The sequence below is a fragment of the Streptococcus sp. 2021WUSS126 genome, assembly GCF_044427255.1.
In the GTDB taxonomy this organism is placed as follows: domain Bacteria; phylum Bacillota; class Bacilli; order Lactobacillales; family Streptococcaceae; genus Streptococcus; species Streptococcus hashimotonensis.
On the sequence record NZ_JAOTGI010000016.1, the window covers coordinates 14,060 to 35,707 of the forward strand.

Sequence of the window (21,648 nt, forward strand, 5' to 3'; positions counted from 1 at the left end):
CATGAATACTCAAAAACAGAAAAATTGGTGGGTCTATCTCGTGCTCTTCAGCGGTATTCTCTTCATGTTTATCCCGCTACTCGTGACCATTATCAGCTCATTCAAACCAACCAAGGAAATTACCAGTAATTTCTTTGGTCTTCCTGAAAATTTTACTTTAAACAACTACGAACGCTTGTTTAATGATGGGATTGTACAATATTTTGGCAATTCTGCCTTGATTACGATTGTTGCTGTTGGTTTGATTTTACTTGTTATTCCAATGGCAGCTTTCGCCGTAGCCCGTCAAATGAAACGCCAGACAGTATTTAATTTTATCTACTTTTTCTTGATTATTGGGATTTTTGTACCTTTCCAGGTGATTATGCTCCCAATGACCAAATTGATGTCTAGCCTTGGTTTGAACAATATTGTCGGTTTGATTATTCTATATTTGACCTATGCAGTTCCTCAGGCCCTCTTCCTCTATGTCGGCTATATTAAGACCATCGTTCCTGAAGAAATGGATGAGGCTGCAGCTATTGATGGCTGTGATAAATTTACTATGTATTGGAAAATCATTTTCCCACTCATGAAACCTATGCATGCAACTGTTTTGATTATCAATGCCCTCTGGGTCTGGAACGATTTCCTCTTGCCTTTACTAGTATTGAACCGTGATCAAAGCATGTGGACTTTACCTCTTTTCCAATACAACTATCAAGGCATGTATTTCAGTGATTATGGACCATCATTTGCTTCCTATGTTGTAGGAATTATCCCAATCCTACTTGTCTACCTCATCTTCCAAAAACATATTATTTCAGGTATGACGAGTGGTTCTGTCAAATAAATCTAAAGGTTGACTTGTTCAACCTTTTCTAACAAAGAAAAAAGAAAAGGCTTACAAAGGAGAAAATCTATGAAAATTAAAAATCAAGCGATGTTGATTACTTATTCGGATAGTTTAGGCAAGAATCTTAAGGATTTGAAAAAAGTTCTTGAGGGGCCATTAAAGGATGTTGTGGGAGGTATCCATATTCTGCCGTTTTTCCCATCATCAGGGGACCGTGGGTTTGCACCAATGGATTATACAAGGGTAGATCCTGCATTTGGAGATTGGTCAGATATTGAAGCATTGAGCAAGGACTATTATCTGATGTTTGACTTTATGATCAATCATATTTCTGCAAAATCTCCTTATTTCCTTGATTTTCTTGAAAAGAAAGACGATTCAGCTTATGCGGATTTGTTTATTCGCTATAAAAACTTTTGGCCAAATGGTGAACCAACGCAAGAAGATGTTGATTTGATATACAAACGCAAACCTCGTGCTCCATATAGAATTGCAACATTTGCTGATGGTAGCGAGGAGAAGGTATGGTGTACCTTTGATGAGCAACAGATTGACTTGGATGTGACTACAGAGACAACACGCCGGTTCATCCAAGAAAATCTGGAACAGTTGGCAGAACATGGTGCTTCGATTATTCGTTTGGACGCCTTTGCTTATGCCAATAAAAAAATAGGAACCAACTGTTTCTTTGTGGAGCCTGATATTTGGGAAATGCTCCATTTTCCACGTCAGTTATTGGCACCAAAAGATGTAGAAATCTTACCAGAAATTCATGAACACTATACCATTCAGCAAAAAATTGCGGAACAGGATTATTATGTTTATGACTTTGCCTTGCCAATGCTGGTTCTCCATGCCTTGTATTCTGGTCATGTCAATCGCCTGGTTCACTGGATGGAGATTTGCCCTCGCAAGCAATTTACAACTCTTGATACACATGATGGAATCGGTGTTGTGGACGTTAAGGATTTGCTGACGGATGAAGAGACAGAGGAAACGCGTGAAGCCTTATATGCACAAGGTGCCAATGTAAAGAAAATTTATAGTACAGAAGCCTATAATAATTTGGATATTTATCAGATTAACTGTACATATTATTCTGCCCTTGGCAATAACGATCAAGCTTACCTATTAGCGCGTGTTCTTCAATGTTTTGCACCAGGTATTCCACAGATTTACTATGTTGGTTTACTTGCAGGCGAAAATGATATTGAACTTTTAGAATCAAGTAAGGAAGGCCGCAATATCAATCGCCATTACTATGATTTGGAAGAAATTGAGCACGAAGTACAACGGCCAGTTGTACAATCCTTGTTCAAACTCCTTAAATTCCGCAATACAAGTCCAGCTTTCGACGGAGAGTTCTCTGTTAAGATGCTGGATGAAACAAGTATGGAAATTTTCTGGAATAATCAAGATGCAGGGGTATCTGCCCGCCTAACAGCAAACCTAAAAGAAAAAAAATTTGAAATTGTTGAAATAGAAGAGGGAAAAATTACCACAATTGAGTTATAATATGATTATATAGAAAGAGGGGGGATACCTCTTTTTCTTGACTAAATAAGATTGTGCAGAAAGGATCAATCAAATGTCAGAAATACAAAAGACAGATTGGTGGAAGAAGTCCGTCATTTACCAAATTTATCCTCGTAGTTTTCAAGATTCAAATGGAGATGGAGTAGGAGATATTCGAGGGATTATCAGCCGATTAGATTATCTCCATGAGCTTGGAATTGATGCTATTTGGCTCAGTCCTGTTTATCAGTCCCCCATGGATGACAATGGTTACGACATCAGCGATTACCAAGGAATTGCTCCAGAATTTGGGACCATGGAAGATATGGAAGAGCTGATTGCAGAAGGCCATAAGCGCAATATCAAAATAATCATGGATTTAGTGCTCAATCATACCTCGGATGAACATTTCTGGTTTCAAGAAGCCCTCAAAGGACCAGATAATCCCTATTATGATTATTATGTTTGGGCTGATGAGCCGAATGAATTACGCTCGACCTTCTCAGGCTCTGCTTGGGAATACGTTCCACATCTGAACAAATACTATCTCCACCAATTCTCTGTTAAGCAACCGGATTTGAACTGGAAAAATCCTGCTCTGAAACAAGAAATCTGGGATATGATCAATTTTTGGATTGAAAAAGGTGTCGGTGGTTTCAGGCTAGATGTGATTGATTTGATTGGAAAAGAACCGGAAAAATTAATTACAGCCGATGGACCGACTCTCCATCCTCTTATTCAGGAATTAAATGAGAAAACCTTTGGTGCATACGACTTAGTGACTGTTGGGGAAACCTGGAGTGCCAATCCAGAAAATGCTCAGTTATATTCGCATCCTGATCGAAAAGAATTTTCGATGATTTTCCAATTTGAACATGTAGGACTTGATCAGCAGGAAGGGAAAGAAAAGTGGGATTTGGCACCGCTTGATCCAGCTCGTCTGCATAAGATTCTATCCAAATGGCAGACTGAACTGGTTGGTAAAGGCTGGAACTCGCTTTTCTGGAATAACCACGATTTACCTCGTGCCATTTCTCGCTTCGGTGATGATCGACCTGCATTTCGTGAGCTAAGTGGTAAAATGTTGGCTATTTATCTTCATTTTATGTCAGGGACACCTTATATCTACCAAGGTGAGGAAATCGGTATGATTAATACACCGATTACGGATATTAACCAAGCGGACGATATCGAAACACGTCGCATGTATGCGGAACGGATTGAAAATGGCTTTACCAAGGAGGAATTGATTACTTCTATAAATGCCAAAGGTCGTGATAATGCTCGCCGTCCAATGCAATGGACAGGAGCAGAAGGAGCGGGCTTCAGTACAGGTCAAGCCTGGCTGGCTTTGGGAGATACTGTCAAAGACATCAACGTTGAAAAAGCACTTGCAGACAAACAATCGCTTTTCTATACCTATAAAAAATTAATCGCTCTTCGGAAAGAGTATCCTTGTATGTCTGAAGGAAAATATGAAGTGATTGAGACTGGAAATAGCTCGGTAATGGCCTACCGTAAATATGATGAACAGGATGATTTCATCATATTAGTAAACTTTTCAAGCCAGGAGCAGGCTTATACTATAGCTGTGGAAGAATATTCTATTTTCATGAACAATTATGAAAACGAAGAGGCGATTAATAAAGGGATGTTGAGACCTTTTGAAGCTATCGTTTTCAAAAAATAAATAAATTTGCCATATTCTCAAGCATTTTTTCAATTTTTTTGGTAAAATAGAAAAAACAAAAAAGAGAGGTTTTATCATCATGGGGAAATTCCAAGTCATTTCACACCCACTCATTCAGCATAAGTTGTCTATCCTTCGTCGTACATCTACTTCAACAAAGGATTTTCGTGAGTTGGTTAATGAAATCGCGATGCTGATGGGTTACGAAGTTTTGCGTGACTTGCCACTTGAAGATGTGGAGATTGAAACGCCAATCACTAAAACAGTTCAGAAACAAATTGCAGGTAAAAAATTAGCTATCGTACCAATTCTTCGTGCAGGTGTTGGTATGGTTGATGGTTTGCTAAGCTTGGTACCAGCAGCTAAAGTTGGTCACATCGGTATGTACCGCGATGAAGAAACCCTTCAACCCGTTGAGTATCTTGTGAAATTACCAGAAGATATTGATCAACGTCATATTTTTGTAGTTGACCCAATGCTTGCTACAGGTGGTTCAGCTATTCTTGCAGTTGATTCATTGAAAAAACGTGGTGCTTCAAATATCAAATTTGTTGCTCTTGTTTCAGCTCCAGAAGGTGTAAAAGCTCTTCAAGATGCACATCCAGACATTGATATTTACACAGCAGCTTTGGATGAAAAACTCAATGAAAAAGGCTACATCGTACCAGGTTTGGGAGATGCAGGTGACCGCTTGTTCGGTACAAAATAATTGATTAAAAGGAATCAGCTCTGCTGGTTTCTTTTTCATTTCCTGAAATCGTGTTTTTTATTTGACCAATTTTGACTATTCATATATAATGGGTACAGAAAATCTCGAAAAGGAGTAATTTTATGATTCCAGTAGTTATTGAACAAACTAGCCGTGGTGAGCGCTCGTATGATATTTATTCCCGTTTGCTCAAGGATCGCATTATCATGTTGACAGGACCAGTTGAGGACAACATGGCTAATTCGATTATTGCACAATTGCTTTTCCTTGATGCCCAAGATCCTACAAAGGATATTTACCTCTATGTTAATACGCCAGGAGGCTCGGTGTCAGCAGGTCTTGCCATTGTAGACACGATGAATTTCATTAAAGCTGATGTTCAAACCATCGTTATGGGAACAGCTGCGAGCATGGGAACCATCATTGCATCCAGCGGTGCCAAGGGCAAACGTTTCATGTTGCCAAATGCAGAGTACATGATTCACCAACCGATGGGTGGAACAGGTGGTGGCACTCAGCAAACAGACATGGCTATTGCAGCAGAACACCTATTAAAAACACGTAATAAGCTAGAAAAAATCTTGGCAGATAATTCAGGTAAGACAGTCAAGCAAATCCATAAGGATGCAGAACGGGATTACTGGATGTCAGCAGAAGAAACCTTGGCTTACGGATTTATTGACCAGATTATGGACAATACAAAAGTCAAATAAGCAGTGACAAATATGTAATAACACTGACTATTCCTATTAGCTCCAACTCTTTTACAGGTAGTTGGAGCTTTTCATTTGTCATTGAAAACGGTATAATATAGAAAGAGAATTTTTAGAGGAGAAGACATGTTTGAGAAGAAAAATCGCACTTGCTTAACTGTCTATTTACACTACAATCGTGATGCACGTAAACTCAGCCAATATGGAGATATTGTTTACCATTCCAAACGATTGCGATATGTTTTGGTGTATATGGATCAAGAACTAGTAGAAGCTACCATATTAAAATTGAAAAAGGAACGTTTTGTAAAAAAAGTGGTTCCTTCGTACATTAAGGAACTAGACCAAAACTTTGTAGGTAATCTATGGAGAGATGAGGAACAATCAGTCGTAGGATAGTCGGAATTAGCAGGGGATACATACCTGCTAATTTTTTATTTTAAAAATTTTTTCTTTTTTTGTTGACAATTTTCAGATAATTCAGTATATTAGATACATCGTAAAATTTAAGAAAGATTTAAGGAGTTTTCATGAAAACAAGAAAATTTGCAGTAGCGCTTGCTACATTTGCCTCTGCAGCTCTACTTGCTGCATGTGGTAATGTTTCGACAACCAATACTTCAGCCGCAGGTTCTTCTGTAGGTGATACATTTAAAATCGGCTACAACTTGGAGTTGTCAGGTGCTGTTTCGTCTTACGGTCAAACAGAGGAAAAAGGTGCCAACCTTGCCGTGAAAGAAATCAATGCTGCGGGTGGTATTGACGGCAAAAAAATCGAAGTAATCACAAAAGACAACAAGTCTGAAACAGCAGAGGCAGCTACTGTTGCAACAAGCTTGGCAAGTGAAGGGGCGAATGTTGTGATTGGCCCTGCTACATCAGGAGCTTCAGCAGCCTCTGTTCCAGCATTGACATCTGCTGGGGTTCCTATGATTACTCCTTCAGGAACTCAAACAAACTTGGTTGTGAACGATAAAGGTGAGGTCCAAGAATACTTCTTCCGTACAACCTTTACAGATGGGTATCAAGGTCAAATTATGGCTAAATACGCTACTGAGAACTTGTCAGCTAAGAAAGTTGTTCTTTACTTTGACAACTCTTCTGATTATGGTAAGGGTGTAGCAGAGGCTTTCAAGAAGGCTTACAAAGGAGAAATCGTTTCAGAAATCACATTTGCTTCTGGCGATAAGGATTTCCAAGCTGCTTTGACAAAATTGAAAGATAAAGAATTTGATGCCATCATCATGCCTGGTTACTACAATGAAACAGGTACAATTGTGAAGCAAGCACGCGGTTTGGGTATTGACAAGCCAATTCTTGGTTCAGATGGTTTTGACTCACCACAATTTACTGAATTGGCAACTGCATCAGCAGCATCAAATGTTTACTACCTTTCTGGATTTGTAACATCAGCAAGTGAAAAAGCAAAAGCATTCTATGATGCCTATGTGAAAGAATACAATGAAGAGCCATCAATGTTCTCAGCTCTAGCTTACGACTCGGTTTACATGGCAGCAGAAGCAGCAAAAGGTGCAGCTGATTCAGCAGCAGTGAAAGCTAATCTTGCAGCTCTGAAAGACTTTGAAGGTGTGACTGGTACAATGTCTGTTGACAAAGAGCACAATGTCGTTAAATCAGTTTATGTTGTTAGTTTAACAAACGGAGAAGAATCGTCTGTAGATACTATCTCTATTGACTAATAGTGGACGAAAAGAGGGAAATCCCTCTTTTTCACTTGCCAGAATGTATAGAATAGTATACATGTTGCTTTAAAATTTGGTTAAATTTTCGGTAATTTTAATGATTAAACTCTCTATCTAACTTGCTTATTTTCAGAAAATTTTGTATAATGTAACAATGCTATTGAGCTCGAAAAATATTTAGAAAGATTGGTGAACCTATGCTTCAACAACTTGTCAATGGTTTGATTCTTGGTTCTGTTTATGCCCTTTTGGCCCTTGGTTATACCATGGTGTACGGAATTATCAAACTCATTAACTTCGCACATGGTGATTTGTATATGATGGGTGCTTTTATGGGGTACTTCCTATTAAATAATTTAACTTTTATTGCAGATGGTGGAACGCGTTTCTTTGTTGCTCTCATTCTAGCGATGGTAGGGACGGCTATTCTCGGTGTCGTTATAGAGTTTTTAGCCTATCGTCCTTTGCGTAATTCAACGCGTATAGCAGCTTTGATTACGGCTATCGGTGTATCCTTCTTCTTGGAATACACTATGATTAAATTCTTTACTGCAGACGTAAAAGCCTTTCCACAAGCAATCGAAGCTGTGACTTTTAACCTTGGTCCAGTTTCTGTTACCAATATCCAGTTGATTATTCTTGGTGTATCGCTTGCGTTGATGGTCGCTCTTCAATTAATTGTCAAACGTACAAAAATGGGGAAGGCCATGCGTGCGGTTTCTGTAGATAGCGATGCAGCTCAGCTTATGGGGATCAATGTAAACCGTACAATCAGCTTTACTTTTGCTCTTGGGTCAGCTCTTGCGGGGGCTGCGGGTGTTCTCCTAGGTCTCTACTACAACCAGATTGAGCCTTTGATGGGGATGACCCCAGGTTTGAAAGCCTTTGTAGCGGCAGTATTGGGCGGTATCGGTATTATTCCAGGTGCTGCGCTTGGTGGCTTCGTTATCGGTATCATCGAAACATTCACCTATGTGATTGAATTCGATACTTTCCGTGATGCGATTGTATATACTGTTTTGATCATCATCCTCTTGGTGCGTCCAAGTGGTATTCTTGGTAAAAATGTGAAAGAGAAGGTGTAACCATGAAGCAAAATTTAAAAGTTAATGCGATTTGGTTGGCTATCTTATTGGCTGGTTTTGGACTTATTCAAGGTCTTGTATCAGCAGGGATTCTGAATTTTTACTACATCCAGATTGTTCAGCAAATCGGTATTCAAATTATCTTGGCAGTTGGTTTAAACTTGATTGTTGGTTTCTCAGGTCAATTTTCACTTGGTCATGCTGGTTTTATGGCTATTGGTGCTTATGCAGTAGGTATTCTTGGGAAAATGATGCCAACTTATGGTGGATTTGCTATCGCCTTGATTGTTGGGATGTTAATCTCAGGTGCAGTGGCTCTTTTAGTTGGTATTCCAACCCTTCGTTTGAAAGGGGACTACCTTGCAATTGCGACTCTTGGTGTTGCAGAGATTATTCGTATTTTAATTATCAATGGTGGTAGTGTAACGAATGGTGCAGCAGGTATTATGTCTATTCCACTCTTTACAAGCTGGCCTTTAGTTTATATTTTTGTAATCATCACAACCTTGGTGACAGTTAACTTTTTGCGCAGTCCGATGGGACGTGCTACAATTTCTGTTCGTGAGGATGAAATTGCGGCAGAATCTGTAGGTGTCAATCCAACATTTGTGAAAGTTTCAGCCTTTGTATTTGGTGCCATGACGGCAGCCATTGCAGGTGGTCTCCATGCAGGATACGTTGGGACAATTGTTCCGAAAGACTTTGCCTTTATGACCTCCGTTAACGTTTTGATTATCATTGTATTGGGTGGTTTGGGCTCTATCACAGGTACCTTTGTAGCAGCCATTGTACTTGGTATTTTGAACGTATTCCTCAAGAGTTACTCTGATATTTCAATGATTATCTATTCATTAGCTCTTATTCTCTTGATGATATTCCGTCCAGGAGGTCTTTTGGGAACTAAGGAATTCAGCGTAGCAGCTCTACTCAAGAAGAAGGAGGTTAAGTAATGGCATTACTTGAAGTAAAAGATTTAACCAAGAACTTCGGTGGCCTAACTGCCGTTGGTGACGTGACCATGGAACTTCATGAAGGGGAATTGGTTGGTCTTATCGGTCCAAATGGTGCTGGTAAAACGACTCTTTTCAACCTCTTGACAGGTGTTTATGAGCCAAGCGAGGGGACAATTTCTCTTGCAGGGACTATTTTGAACGGTAAAGCACCATCAAAAATTGCTTCGCTTGGTCTTGGTCGTACTTTCCAGAACATTCGTTTGTTCAAAAATATGACCGTTTTGGAAAATGTTTTGATTGGTCTTGGCAACCATGGTAAATCAGAAGTATTTGCAAGTTTCTTCCGTCTTCCAGCATTCTATAAGAATGAAGAAGCGTTGAAAACAAAAGCGATTGAACTTTTGAAAATCTTTGATTTGGATGGCGATGCAGATACATTAGCTAAAAACCTTCCTTACGGTCAACAACGACGTTTGGAAATCGTTCGTGCCCTTGCGACTGAACCAAAAATTCTTTTCTTGGATGAACCAGCGGCTGGTATGAACCCACAAGAAACGGCAGAATTGACCCAACTTATCCGTAAAATCAAAGAAGAATTTGGCATTACTATCATCTTGATCGAACACGATATGAGCTTGGTTATGGAAGTGACGGAGCGTATATACGTATTGGAGTACGGTCGTTTGATTGCCCATGGTACACCAGAAGAAATTCGTAATAACAAGCGTGTAATTGAAGCCTACCTTGGAGGTGAAGCTTAATGGCAATGTTAGAAGTAAAAAATCTTTCCGTTAACTACGGTGTTATCGAAGCTGTTAAAGATGTTAGCTTTGAGGTTAATGAAGGTGAAGTTGTAACACTTATCGGCGCTAATGGTGCTGGTAAAACCTCTATCCTTCGTACTATTTCAGGACTTGTTCGTCCATCAGCTGGAACAATTTCTTTCCTTGGAAATGAGATTCAAAAAGTCCCTGCTCGTAAAATCGTAGCAGACGGTTTATCACAAGTTCCAGAAGGTCGTCATGTTTTTGCAGGCTTGACTGTTATGGAAAACTTGGAAATGGGTGCCTTCCTTCGTAACAATCGTGAAGAAAACCAAGCAAACTTGAAAAAAATCTTTGCTCGTTTTCCACGTTTGGAAGAACGTAAAAACCAGGATGCAGCTACCCTTTCAGGTGGTGAGCAACAGATGTTGGCAATGGGACGTGCCCTAATGAGCCAACCAAAGCTCTTGCTCCTTGATGAACCATCAATGGGCTTGGCTCCAATCTTTATCCAAGAAATTTTTGATATTATCCAAGATATTCAAAAACAAGGAACAACTGTCCTCTTGATTGAGCAAAATGCCAACAAAGCTCTCGCTATTGCAGATCGTGGCTATGTTCTAGAAACAGGAAAAGTTGTCCTATCAGGAACAGGAAAAGAACTCCTCGCCTCAGAAGAAGTCAAAAAAGCATATCTGGGTGGTTAAAACGTGGGTTACCCCACGTTTTAAGTTGGAAATAGGAAACGCCGGCAGGCGTTTTTCTTTATATCAGGGTCCGGGGGACCTTTTTAGGTTGGAGATAGGAAAACCAGCAATGTACGTTGCTGGTTTGTCTCCCACCCTGACAGGTTGTTTTAGGTCGGAAATAGGGACCGTCGGCAGACGGTCTTTCTTTATGTTGAAAATTAAAAACTCTCAGAAACGCCGAAATATCAATGTTTCTAAGAGTTTAATGACTTGCTATCTTTCGCAAACTTCTTCAATTTTTTATATTTTTAGGGGGTTGTCTACGTTCCGAACCGCTGGCAATCGGTTTTCTTCATCACGAGTAGGTTGTTTAAAGTTGGAAATGGGGATTCCAAGCGCTCTCCCTCGTTATTACTATCTATGCAGTAAGCTTCAAATATAGTATAATGAATGTATATTTGGAGGTTTGTATGATTAAAGTTGAAGAGATTTTATCGACTCTATCACCGAATCAAAAGGTTAACTATGATAAAGTGTTTCAAAAAATGGCGAGCACGTGGCAGGAAGCGGGGCTTCGACCGAAAATTCTCATGCATGTCTGTTGTGCACCATGCTCGACCTATACATTGGAGTACTTGACTCAATATGCAGATGTAACCATCTATTTTGCGAATTCCAATATTCATCCAAAGGCGGAGTACCAGCGGCGGGCAGCCGTGACGGCCCAGTTTGTCAAAGAATTTAATCAGAAAACTGGACAGTCGGTAGGCTACCTAGAAGCTGACTATAGCCCTCAGGAATTTTTCAAGAAAACTCAGCATCTCGCCAATGAGCCAGAGGGAGGAGATCGGTGTAAGGTTTGCTATGATTATCGGTTGGATAAGACAGCGGAGAAGGCAGTTGAGCTTGGTTTTGACTATTTTGGTTCGGCTTTGACAATCAGTCCACATAAGAATTCGCAGACCATCAATGCTGTTGGGATTGAGGTGCAGAAATTATACGATACACAGTATCTTCCGAGTGACTTTAAGAAAAATGGAGGCTATCAGCGTTCAGTTCAAATGTGTGAAGAGTATGACATTTATCGCCAGTGCTATTGTGGCTGTGTCTATGGGGCCAATGCCCAAGGTGTCAATCTCGTACAGGTAAAAAAAGAAGCCTTGGAATTTTTAAAAACGCACAGAGATTATTCCCACATTCCTTTCAAGGTGCTGGATAAGAATTGAGTTTTTGAGTTTAGTTTTTACTTAAGGAGCGTTTTTTCTTGCTTTCTCTATGAAATTGGTATATACTAATTATCGTTAATATATTGTACTACTAGGAGAAAAGCAAAATGAAATTGAGAAAAGTATCATTTATTTTAGTTACCTTTGTCATCGGTTTACTATCGTTATCAAGTGTGAAGGCGGAGACTTCGATGTTTGTACCAGTAGGTCAACAGAATGTTCCGGGGGTAAAAGTAGCTCCTTTTAGAACGGGTTCAGATTCTATTCATGTCCATGTTGGCTCATTTGGTTATGTCACTGCATATATAAACGGGAAAAAGATAGATGTTCCTACAGTTAAGCATAAGTCAAAGTGTCCTAAAGAAGGGGAGGTTAATTATTTTCCACAATGCTATGAGAGAGAATGGGAAGTAAGTGGTCATCGTGCGGACGGCAGTGGAGATTATGTTGTAAAATTGAATAAGAAACTCGAAGAGGGTGATGTTGTTACATTAAAATTTGCAGACGATGGGAATTTGTATTTTGGTCAATTAGTATATAAAAGTGAAAAGAAACGAGTTGAACAGAATCAAAAGGAACAAGAGGATGAGTACGCAGATGCCTTGTTCAAACGTTCTATTGAGGAAGAAGAAAATAAGACTTGGAGAGATCGGATAAAGGATACTTTTCAAGATGCTTGGTGGAATTTCAAAGGGTGGTGGAATAGCTAACAAAGGAACTGCTATTTGGAAAATAGGCCATTTGGAGTGATTATCAATTAATTTTTTCTACCTTCCTGATATAAACTTCAATGAAAGAGTCCAGACTTTATGTCTAGGCTCTTTTTGTGGTACAATGAGAAAGGAATTTTGAGGTTTTTATGACAGTAATTGAACAGATTGAAAAATTAAAAAAAGAGAAATTAGAGCTTCTGACCGTTTTATGCGGTGAAGACATCGGACAATACCAAATAGCGAAAGACTTACTTCTGAGGAAGCTTGATTTTGATGCGGCAGATTTAGGTTTTGCCTATTTTGATATGTCGGAGGCTGATTATCATCAGGTAGACTTGGACTTAGTTTCTCTTCCCTTCTTTTCAGACGAAAAAGTAGTGATTCTTGATTATTTTGCAGATTTAACGACAGATAAAAAACGGCATTTGACGGATGATGAACTCAAACAGTTTGAGGCCTATTTGGAAAATCCTGTCGAAACAACACGTTTGGTCATTCTAGCACCAGGTAAGTTGGACAGTAAGCGTCGTCTGGTCAAGCTCCTCAAACGAGATGGACTAGTATTAGAAGCCAATCCCCTGAAGGAGCTGGATTTGGAAAATCATTTCCAAAAGGAGATAATGCGTCTTGGATTGCAGATGGGAGGAGAGGTTTTTCAATATCTTTTAGAAAAGTCCAATTTTGATTTTGCAGAAATCAGTAAGAACCTAGCCTTTCTTCAATCTTATAAGGGAAAAGAGACGATTGAAATTTCAGATATTGATGCGGCTATCCCAAAAACACTACAAGATAATATCTTTGATTTAACACAGTTAATTCTACAATCCAAGGTAGACGAGGCTCGCAACTTAGTTCGTGACTTGCGGTTGCAAGGTGAGGAAGAGGTTAAGTTGATTGCCATCATGTTAACCCAATTTCGAACCTATCTACAAGTGCAAATACTACTAGAGCAAGGCCGAGGGGAACAGCAGATAGTAGCTGAGTTATCAACTATTATGGGGCGTAAGGTGAATCCATACCAAGTAAAGTATGTTTTGCGTGATTCACGCCATCTGTCCATTGGATTTTTGAAAAAAGTCGTCAAGCTCCTAATTGATACAGATTTTCAAATTAAAACAGGCCAATTTGATAAGGATTATTTATTTGATTTGGTATTATTAAAAATCGCGATTGCATAGTAAAAAGAGTATTTTAGATTTAGGGGCAACCATGGTTTCAGACAAATAAATTGAAAAGGCTCTCACATTGGAGTAGAATAGAACTATCACTTAGTATAGGAGAAAACGAAAATGACAATTATTTTACCAGACCTTCCATACGCATACGATGCTTTGGAACCACATATTGATGCAGAAACAATGACCCTTCACCATGGTAAGCACCATGCGACTTATGTCGCAAATGCTAATGCAGCACTTGAAAAACATCCTGAAATTGGCGAAGACCTTGAAGCTCTTCTTTCAAATGTTGACCAAATTCCTTCAGACATCCGCCAAGCTTTGATCAACAACGGTGGTGGTCATTTGAACCATGCTCTTTTCTGGGAATTACTTTCACCTGAAAAAACAGAAATTTCAGCAGAATTGGCAGCAGATATTGATGCAACTTTTGGCTCATTTGATGCTTTCAAAGAAGTCTTCACTACAGCAGCAACAACTCGTTTCGGTTCAGGTTGGGCTTTCTTGGTTGTTAATAAAGAAGGCAAGTTGGAAGTTATCTCAACTGCTAACCAAGACACACCAATCATGCAAGGTTTGAAACCAATTTTGGCATTGGATGTTTGGGAACATGCTTACTACCTTAACTACCGCAATGTCCGTCCGAACTACATCAAAGCCTTCTTTGAAGTAATCAACTGGGACAAGGTTAACGAACTTTATAAAGCAGCTAAATAAGAACAGTTCTCTTCCTTTGGGAAGAGATTTTTTAGTTGCTAGGATTATTTTTGAGAGAATTGTGTAAGGGAAGAAGGGGAATTTTCGTATTATAGATAAAAATGACAAGATATTTTCAGAAAAACGATGTAAAAGTAAGAATAAACGAATATTTTTATAATTTTTTGTTATAAATGACTGATTTAATATTGAAAAGCTGTAAAAAAAGGATTATTATAGATATGTCAATATGAAAAAAATAGAAGGAGCATTGTTTTGCTTATGAAAAAGAATATTCGGTTGAAAAGCAGTATACTAGCTCTTGTAGCTGGTTTTAGCGTTATTGCAACACAAACTGTTTTGGCAGATGAATTAGCTGTCCAAATTATGGGAGTTAATGATTTCCATGGTGCGCTTGATATGACGGGGACAGCGCGATTGGAAGGGGAAACAGTTCGGAATGCAGGAACTGCCGCTTTACTTGATGCTTACATGGATGATTCACAAGCAGAATTTGAAGAAACAGCAGCAGAAACAGAGACACCTGCAGAGTCTATCCGTGTTCAAGCTGGGGATATGGTTGGTGCAAGTCCATCGAATTCTGGACTTTTGCAAGATGAACCAACTGTAAAAGTCTTTAATAAAATGGATATTGAATACGGGACTTTGGGGAACCATGAGTTTGATGAGGGACTTGATGAGTATAACCGTATCATGACTGGTGAAGCTCCAAAAAAAGGTCAGTTTAATGAGATTGTAGATAATTATACTCGTGAAGCTGCTAAACAGGAGATTGTTATTGCTAACGTTATTGACAAAGAAACGGGTGAAATTCCGTATGGTTGGAAGCCCTACGCTATTAAGACTATTCCCGTGAATGATAAAGAAGCTAAGATTGGCTTTATTGGTGTAGTTACGACAGAAATTCCTAATCTTGTTTTGAAGAAAAACTATGAGCAGTACACTTTTTTGAATGAGGCAGAGACGATTGCTAAATATGCGCGTGAGTTAGCTGAAAAAGGTGTAAATGCGATAGTTGTACTGGCTCACGTTCCAGCTACAAGCAAGGATGGTGTGGCTGCTGGTGAAGCTGCAGATATGATTGCTAAGCTAAATGAAATCTATCCTGAACACTCAGTTGACCTTGTATTTGCTGGTCATAACCATGTCTATACAAACGGTACAACGGGCAAAACCTTGATTGTTCAAGCTACCTCACAAGGTAAGGCTTACGCAGATGTTAGGGCTGTTTATGATACAGATATTGCCGACTTTAAAGCTGTTCCGACTGCGAAAATTATTGCAGTAGCACCAGGACAGAAAACACCGAGTCCGGAAATTCAGGCAATTGTGGATGAGGCAAATACCATTGTTAAAAAAGTAACAGAGCAAAAAATTGCTACAGCTAGTCAAGCGACAGATATTTCTCGCGAAGTGAATGAATTTAAAGAAAGTGCTGTAGGTAATCTAGTAACATCGGCTCAATTAGCTATCGCTAAGAAATCGGGTTATGATGTCGACTTTGCAATGACAAATGATGGCGGGATTCGGGCAGATTTGAAAGTCCAAGAAGATGGAACAGTTACTTGGGGTGCAGCACAGGCTGTGCAACCATTTGGGAATATCTTGCAAGTTGTTCAGATGACAGGTGAGCAGATTTATACAGCCTTAAATCAACAATATGATGAAGGTGAAAAATATTTCCTTCAAATGTCTGGAATTAAATATATCTACACGAAGGCTGACAATCCAACGGAAGAAAATCCTTATAAGGTTGTTAAAGCCTTCAAAGAAGATGGAACGGAGATTGTTCCGACAGAAACCTATACACTTGTCATCAACGACTTCTTATTTGGTGGTGGGGACGGCTTCTCGATTTTCAAAGAAGCTAAACTGATTGGTGCTATCAATCCAGATACAGAAGTATTTGTGGAGTACTTGACTGATTTAGAAAAAGCAGGTCAAACCATTAGTGCAACAATTCCAGGTAGAAAAGCATTTGTAGAGAAGTACGTAGAAGAACCAAAAGCAGAAGAAAAAGGAGATACTGCTGGGACAACTACCGATACGAAAACACCTGAAAAAGCAAGCGACGGTGGCGATAGTGTAGCAAATCAGAAAGCAAACGAGCAACCGGCACCATCTGGAAGTGTGGCTCCTATTTCAAATAAGAAAGCTGAAAAAGCATCAGGAAATCAAACACTTCCAAATACCGGTCAAGAAGCCCTAGGCTCACTTCTTATTAGCTTGGGTGGCTTAGTCTCACTCGGAATGGCTGTCTCAATGAGACGTAAGGAAGGGGAATAGGAATCAAGCATAAAAACGACAAATTTTCGAAGTATGTTCTAGGAGCGCTTCTTTTAGAGACTATCATGAGAGAAATACATAAAAACAATAGTGTTTCATCTTAGAGTAAGTTCTGCTTTTTTGTAAAAATTTAAAAAAACTTACATAACCTTGCTCTTGCAATCTGCTCTCTTCTGGGGTACAATAGAGAGGCAGACTTCCCTTAGTTAAATGGATATAACAAATTCCTCCTAAGAATTAGTTGCAGGTTCGATTCCTGCAGGGGAGATGGAGAGTATACGAAAAAGCCTAAATGATAGGCTTTTTTGCATTATTGAATTTCCTCACCTGCTGTCCATAAATAGTCTGTTTTCTGTTTATAAGATAAGCTATGGCAAGTACAGGAATAGCATAGGGCAGGATATTAGCTCCGAATACTTCATAACTAATGAAGAGAGGAGCCAGTATGGTATTGGAGGCTGTTCCAAATACGGCACAATACCCAAGGGCTGCAACAAGTTCAGTTGGTAGACCTAGTAATCCTGCTAAAACAGCCCCAGAACTAGCTCCAATCGCAAAGAGTGGAGTAACTTCGCCTCCTTGAAAACCTGCAGCCAAACAAAGGCAGGTTAGTAGGAGTTTTAGTAGCCAATCGTAAGCAAACACCTGTTCTCCAGCTAAACTGGCATCAATCAAGTTGGTTCCTAGACCAGTGTAACGACCTTGATGGAAGAAAAATAGTAGAACGGTTAGCCCGACTCCCATGATAGCTATTTTAATGTAAGGATTTGGAAGCCATCGAGTTGAGATGCTTTTTGCTTGCGCCAGAAACCAAGCAAATAAATTACCGACAAATCCAAAGCAGATGGCAATCAGAAGCCATTTAAAACTATCTGTAAAATGGAATGAGGTAGTCGCGATGGCATGCGAAAATTTCTCCAATCCCAGTAAATGGGAAGTAGTAGAAGCCGTGAAAGCGGCAACTAGACAATAGGGGAGACTAGTCCAAGAATATTGGCCAACGATTAAAACCTCAATGGCAAAGAAACTAGCAGCCAAAGGTGTTTGAAATAGCCCTGCAAAACCTGCGGCCATACCAATCTTTGTTACCATGTCTTTGGGCAAGTGTGTGAAACCATGTTTTTTTAACCAGTGTGAGAGACTGGCTCCAAGTTGGACAGCTACCCCCTCGCGACCAACGGAAGCACCAAAAAGATGACTGAGCCAAGTTGTAGAGATGATGAGCGGAATGAGAACTGGAGAAATTTGCACATTCTCACCTTGTCCAGCTTTGAAGACTAAGCCCATGCCTGCTTGGACTTCCCTCCCCCATTTTTGATAAATGAAAACAATCAACACCCCTACAAGTGGTAGAAAGGGGATTAGAAAAGTAAAATATTCAGATCGTAAGTCTCCAACTCCTAGTAGAATTTTCCCAAAAAGTGTGGTGATTATTCCTGCACCGACTCCAATTAAGCTGGAAAAGAAAAGGAGTTGGATGGCTTGTTTCATCTTATTCCTCATGTTTCGCTAACTTGGAAGATTGATAGGCTCTTGATTGGGCCATCATATCGCTAAAGGTTGCTTGAATGGCAGAGCGGTAATCCTCTTTTTGAACTAATTTTCCAACTCTTTCAAGGACAGCATTTTCTCGGCTGGTATCCAAAACAGGCTTACCTGTTGCTCGTTTGTAGGCTGTGACTTGGTCGACCAACTCCATTCGTTTTTCAAGTAGTTCAACCAATTGGCTATCAATCGTGTTAATCTGTTCGCGGATGCAATCCAAATTCATCTTATAAACCTCCGTATATTGTTTCAGTTGTTTTTTAGTATAGCAAAAAACAAGGCAGAATACTAGCCTTGTTTGAGGAAGTTACCAACTTGCTTTTTTAACCCCAGGAAGTTGACCAAGATGGGCTAATTCACGGAAGGTAATCCGACTCACACCGAATTTTCGCATATAAGCATGCGGACGGCCATCGGTCCTGTCGCGGTATTTCAGTCGATTTGGATTTGAGTCGCGAGGCAATTTTCGAAGTGCTTGATAGTCACCTTTTTCTTTGAGACTTTTTCTCAAATCTGCATAACGTTCGATTAATTCCAATTGCCTCTGATAGCGTGCCATTTTTGATTTTTTAGCCATAAAATTCTCCTTTTTTTAAAAAACTTAACCAGTTAATTATATATCAAAAAAATAAAGATTGCAAACAATAGGTGTACAATCTTAATAAAAGGCTAAAAGAAAACAGACTAGACCTATTGATAAGCCAGTCTGTTTGTCAGTTAATTCATTGTATCTAATTTTGCAACAAGGTCTGTCGCGAATTGCTCAAGGTTAACAATATCCTCATCTTCAGCGGCAAGGTCTACCTTAACATTTTCGGCACCCTTAGTTGCACCACGTGAACCCAACATGACATCAAAGTCATCTACTGCACTACAGAAGTCATCATAGAAGGTATCGCCAGAACCACAAACACCGTAGACCTTACCAGTCAAATCTAAGTCAGCTAGGTCAGCATAGAAATCAACAATTTCATCTGGAAGCTCACCGTCTCCACCGTAAGAATAGGTGTAGCTGGCTACCACGATGAGGTCCGCATCCAAGATTTCTTCTGTTTCAATAGTCGTACATTCGTGAACCTGTACTTCCAAGCCTAACTCTTCTAGCTTACTGGCGACGATGTCAGCAATTTCTTCTGTGTTACCAGTCATACTAGCGTAAACTATTTTTGCTAGTGCCATAATTTCCTCCAAATTACATAGTAATTCCATTATACCACACTCCCATCATTTTCAAAAGGGGAAGTTTATGCTAAAATGATGAAAAGGAGTTGCTATGACAATTTACAGTAAAATTATTGAAAAAATTCACGAATACGACACGATTATTATTCACCGACATAAACGACCAGATCCGGATGCCATTGGTAGTCAAGTTGGCTTGCAGAAACTCTTGCAGAAGAATTTTCCTGAAAAAACCATCAAGGTAACCGGTTTTGAGGAACCAAATCTTGCTTGGATGGCAGGAATGGACGTAGTTGCAGACCAAGACTATCAAGGAGCCTTGGTTATCGTGGCAGACACTGCCAATACGGCGCGTGTGGATGACGACCGCTATGCTCAAGGAGATTTCTTGATTAAAATCGATCATCACCCCAATGAAGAGCCTTATGGCGACCTGCTCTGGGTCAATACGGAAGCCAGCTCGTGCAGTGAAATGATTACGGAACTAGCCATCCAATGCCAACTGGAACTAGATGGAGAGATTGCTCGTCTACTCTATGCAGGAATTGTGGGCGATACAGGCCGCTTTCTCTATCCAGCAACCAGCTCGCGCACCTTTGAGATTGTTGCTCGTCTCCGCCAAGAAGATTTTGACTTTGCAAGGATGTCGCGCCAGATGGACACTATTGATTTCAAGATTGCCAAGTTGACAGGTTACGTCTACGACAACTTGGAAGTGGATGAACATGGTGCGGCGCGTGTCGTTTTGACACAGGATATTCTCAAAAAATACGGGGTGACCGATGCGGATACATCCTTTATCGTAGGTGCACCAGGACGGATTGGAATCGTTCAATCTTGGGGGATTTTTGTGGAACAAACTGACGGAAATTACAGAGTCCGTTTGCGCAGTAAGTATCTTCCAATCAACGAGATTGCCAAACGCCACGATGGCGGTGGCCACCCACTAGCAAGTGGTGCTAACTCTTATTCACTCTCCGAAAATGAGCAAATATACCAAGAAATCCAAGAGGTAGTGAGGAATGCAAGCAAGTAGTCGCTCACTTCGTCTTATGGGCACTGTCATTGAAACCAGAATTTGGCATCCTCAGGCAGAACCAATTTTGGATCAGGTAGAAGAGCTTCTCTATCTCTACAAGGATCGATTTTCTGCCAATGACTTGACCTCTGAATTGATGGAGGTCAACCTCAATGCAGGTGTTCAGGCGGTTCCTGTTGCCGATGACCTGTATGAATTGATTAAGTTGGGCAAAGAGCACAGTCTGGCTCAGGGATCTTTTTTGAATATTACCATTGGCCCCCTTGTGCAAAGCTGGCGGATTGGATTTAGCGATGCAAAACTTCCAACTCAAGAAATGATCAGTGAAAAACTCCAACTCATCAATCCAAGGGACATCGAATTAGATGACCAAGAGCAGACAGTCTATTTGAAAAAAGAAGGCATGGCGATCGATCTAGGTGCTCTTGCTAAAGGATATGTGGCAGATAAGATTGTCGACTTCCTTAAAAGAATAGGTGTGGAAGCTGGACTGATTAACCTGGGTGGCAACGTCCTGACCTTTGGTCAAGCTTCTCACAATGCAGATGGCTATTGGCGAATTGGTATACAGGATCCTCAGAAACCACGTGGTGAAAATGCCCTCGTCCTCAAAATAGGAGAAGAATCGGTAGTCACCTCTGGTATTTACGAAAGAACCCTTACCGTGAATGGAAAGATCTATCATCATATTTTGAGTCCCGAGACCGGCTATCCAATCGAGTCGCAGCTGGCTAGTTTGACCATTGTGTCCAAACAATCCGTTGATGGTGAGATTTGGACGACACGACTGTTTGGTCAGGAAATAACTCGGATTTATAAGATGGTAGAAGAAACTGATGGTATCGAGGCGGTTCTGATTGGGCTGGATGGCAGTATTCTAGTGACCTCAGGGCTTTCTGAGAAAGTTCTTGCTGGTAAAGAAAGGATTTCTGATAGCTTGGGCAGTCCTTCAAGAGGGGGATTTGGCGCCAGAGTCACTTCTGACCTTGCTTCAGGTGCTTCCGTACTATAACTTGAAAAAATATTAAAAAAATAGGTAAAAAGACTTGCCATAAGAACAAACTTTTGGTAAACTTAAATGGTTATAATCTATGGCTCGGAAAGAG

Annotated in this window: 22 protein-coding genes and 1 tRNA gene; 19 read left to right on the forward strand and 4 right to left on the reverse strand. The window is 40.1% G+C overall.

From position 1 onward, the window contains the following. Position 1 precedes the first annotated feature (1 nt). The 17 genes from ODU39_RS07190 (at position 2) to ODU39_RS07270 (ending at position 17,044) form a co-directional block, all read left to right on the forward strand. Positions 2 to 832, forward strand: coding sequence for a carbohydrate ABC transporter permease (locus tag ODU39_RS07190; RefSeq protein WP_002937312.1), 831 nt, complete (start codon positions 2 to 4; stop codon positions 830 to 832). A 69-nt stretch (positions 833 to 901) separates the two neighbouring features. Further along, the gene (gene gtfA, locus ODU39_RS07195; protein WP_398580157.1) at positions 902 to 2,350 is read left to right on the forward strand and encodes a sucrose phosphorylase; all 1,449 of its coding nucleotides are present in this window, start codon (positions 902 to 904) and stop codon (positions 2,348 to 2,350) included. A gap of 73 nt (positions 2,351 to 2,423) precedes the next feature. Continuing rightward, complete coding sequence (locus ODU39_RS07200) at positions 2,424 to 4,040, forward strand: alpha-glucosidase (RefSeq protein WP_398580158.1); 1,617 nt, start codon at positions 2,424 to 2,426, stop codon at positions 4,038 to 4,040. 79 nt (positions 4,041 to 4,119) lie between these two features. Beyond that, complete coding sequence (gene upp, locus ODU39_RS07205; protein ID WP_012027487.1) at positions 4,120 to 4,749, forward strand: uracil phosphoribosyltransferase; 630 nt, start codon at positions 4,120 to 4,122, stop codon at positions 4,747 to 4,749. Positions 4,750 to 4,850: 101 nt separating this feature from the next. After that, complete coding sequence (locus tag ODU39_RS07210) at positions 4,851 to 5,462, forward strand: ATP-dependent Clp protease proteolytic subunit (protein WP_223375679.1); 612 nt, start codon at positions 4,851 to 4,853, stop codon at positions 5,460 to 5,462. A gap of 126 nt (positions 5,463 to 5,588) precedes the next feature. Beyond that, positions 5,589 to 5,861 carry a YlbG family protein gene (locus ODU39_RS07215; RefSeq protein ID WP_024381609.1) on the forward strand — a complete coding sequence of 91 codons (273 nt, stop codon included), beginning with the start codon at positions 5,589 to 5,591 and terminating at the stop codon, positions 5,859 to 5,861. Positions 5,862 to 5,992: 131 nt separating this feature from the next. Next, the gene (locus tag ODU39_RS07220) at positions 5,993 to 7,162 is read left to right on the forward strand and encodes an ABC transporter substrate-binding protein (RefSeq protein WP_105179311.1); all 1,170 of its coding nucleotides are present in this window, start codon (positions 5,993 to 5,995) and stop codon (positions 7,160 to 7,162) included. 200 nt (positions 7,163 to 7,362) lie between these two features. Continuing rightward, complete coding sequence (locus ODU39_RS07225) at positions 7,363 to 8,250, forward strand: branched-chain amino acid ABC transporter permease (protein ID WP_012027482.1); 888 nt, start codon at positions 7,363 to 7,365, stop codon at positions 8,248 to 8,250. Positions 8,251 to 8,252: 2 nt separating this feature from the next. Next, a complete protein-coding gene (locus ODU39_RS07230) occupies positions 8,253 to 9,200 on the forward strand; it encodes a branched-chain amino acid ABC transporter permease (protein WP_002937293.1) in 948 nt (315 codons plus the stop codon). Next, on the forward strand, positions 9,200 to 9,964 hold the full coding sequence (locus tag ODU39_RS07235) for an ABC transporter ATP-binding protein (protein ID WP_002937291.1): 765 nt from the start codon (positions 9,200 to 9,202) through the stop codon (positions 9,962 to 9,964). The genes ODU39_RS07230 and ODU39_RS07235 overlap by 1 nt, the downstream gene beginning before the upstream one ends. Continuing rightward, complete coding sequence (locus ODU39_RS07240; protein ID WP_002937288.1) at positions 9,964 to 10,674, forward strand: ABC transporter ATP-binding protein; 711 nt, start codon at positions 9,964 to 9,966, stop codon at positions 10,672 to 10,674. Before ODU39_RS07235 ends, ODU39_RS07240 begins: the two co-directional genes overlap by 1 nt. Positions 10,675 to 11,126: 452 nt before the next feature. Next, positions 11,127 to 11,882 carry an epoxyqueuosine reductase QueH gene (locus ODU39_RS07245; RefSeq protein WP_024387922.1) on the forward strand — a complete coding sequence of 252 codons (756 nt, stop codon included), beginning with the start codon at positions 11,127 to 11,129 and terminating at the stop codon, positions 11,880 to 11,882. Positions 11,883 to 11,989: 107 nt separating this feature from the next. Continuing rightward, positions 11,990 to 12,592, forward strand: a complete 603-nt coding sequence (locus ODU39_RS07250) for a hypothetical protein (RefSeq protein WP_014638361.1) — start codon at positions 11,990 to 11,992, stop codon at positions 12,590 to 12,592. Positions 12,593 to 12,741: 149 nt separating this feature from the next. Further along, positions 12,742 to 13,773 carry a DNA polymerase III subunit delta gene (gene holA / locus ODU39_RS07255; protein WP_105179308.1) on the forward strand — a complete coding sequence of 344 codons (1,032 nt, stop codon included), beginning with the start codon at positions 12,742 to 12,744 and terminating at the stop codon, positions 13,771 to 13,773. A gap of 111 nt (positions 13,774 to 13,884) precedes the next feature. Further along, positions 13,885 to 14,490: a superoxide dismutase SodA gene (sodA, locus tag ODU39_RS07260; RefSeq protein WP_029751647.1), complete on the forward strand. Its 606-nt coding sequence runs from the start codon at positions 13,885 to 13,887 to the stop codon at positions 14,488 to 14,490. 261 nt (positions 14,491 to 14,751) lie between these two features. Beyond that, positions 14,752 to 16,776: a bifunctional UDP-sugar hydrolase/5'-nucleotidase gene (locus ODU39_RS07265; RefSeq protein WP_136670347.1), complete on the forward strand. Its 2,025-nt coding sequence runs from the start codon at positions 14,752 to 14,754 to the stop codon at positions 16,774 to 16,776. Positions 16,777 to 16,972: 196 nt separating this feature from the next. Then, positions 16,973 to 17,044: transfer RNA gene (locus tag ODU39_RS07270), tRNA-Arg, on the forward strand. Positions 17,045 to 17,064: 20 nt separating this feature from the next. Here ODU39_RS07270 and ODU39_RS07275 read toward each other — a convergent pair. The 4 genes from ODU39_RS07275 to ODU39_RS07290 all read right to left on the reverse strand — a co-directional run bounded on the left by ODU39_RS07275 (position 17,065) and on the right by ODU39_RS07290 (position 19,500). Beyond that, on the reverse strand, positions 17,065 to 18,279 hold the full coding sequence (locus ODU39_RS07275) for a chloride channel protein (RefSeq protein ID WP_136670346.1): 1,215 nt from the start codon (positions 18,277 to 18,279) through the stop codon (positions 17,065 to 17,067). Beyond that, the gene (locus ODU39_RS07280; protein ID WP_136670345.1) at positions 18,269 to 18,547 is read right to left on the reverse strand and encodes a chorismate mutase; all 279 of its coding nucleotides are present in this window, start codon (positions 18,545 to 18,547) and stop codon (positions 18,269 to 18,271) included. Before ODU39_RS07280 ends, ODU39_RS07275 begins: the two co-directional genes overlap by 11 nt. Before the next feature lie 81 nt (positions 18,548 to 18,628). Next, complete coding sequence (rpsN, locus tag ODU39_RS07285; RefSeq protein WP_002940393.1) at positions 18,629 to 18,898, reverse strand: 30S ribosomal protein S14; 270 nt, start codon at positions 18,896 to 18,898, stop codon at positions 18,629 to 18,631. Positions 18,899 to 19,038: 140 nt separating this feature from the next. Then, on the reverse strand, positions 19,039 to 19,500 hold the full coding sequence (locus tag ODU39_RS07290; protein ID WP_012775265.1) for a flavodoxin: 462 nt from the start codon (positions 19,498 to 19,500) through the stop codon (positions 19,039 to 19,041). A gap of 94 nt (positions 19,501 to 19,594) precedes the next feature. On the opposite strand from ODU39_RS07290, the gene ODU39_RS07295 reads away from it, so the two are divergent. Both ODU39_RS07295 and ODU39_RS07300 read left to right on the forward strand, forming a co-directional pair. Continuing rightward, positions 19,595 to 20,539, forward strand: coding sequence for a bifunctional oligoribonuclease/PAP phosphatase NrnA (locus tag ODU39_RS07295; protein ID WP_398580159.1), 945 nt, complete (start codon positions 19,595 to 19,597; stop codon positions 20,537 to 20,539). Next, positions 20,526 to 21,554: an FAD:protein FMN transferase gene (locus ODU39_RS07300; RefSeq protein ID WP_398580160.1), complete on the forward strand. Its 1,029-nt coding sequence runs from the start codon at positions 20,526 to 20,528 to the stop codon at positions 21,552 to 21,554. Before ODU39_RS07295 ends, ODU39_RS07300 begins: the two co-directional genes overlap by 14 nt. Positions 21,555 to 21,648: the final 94 nt, after the last annotated feature.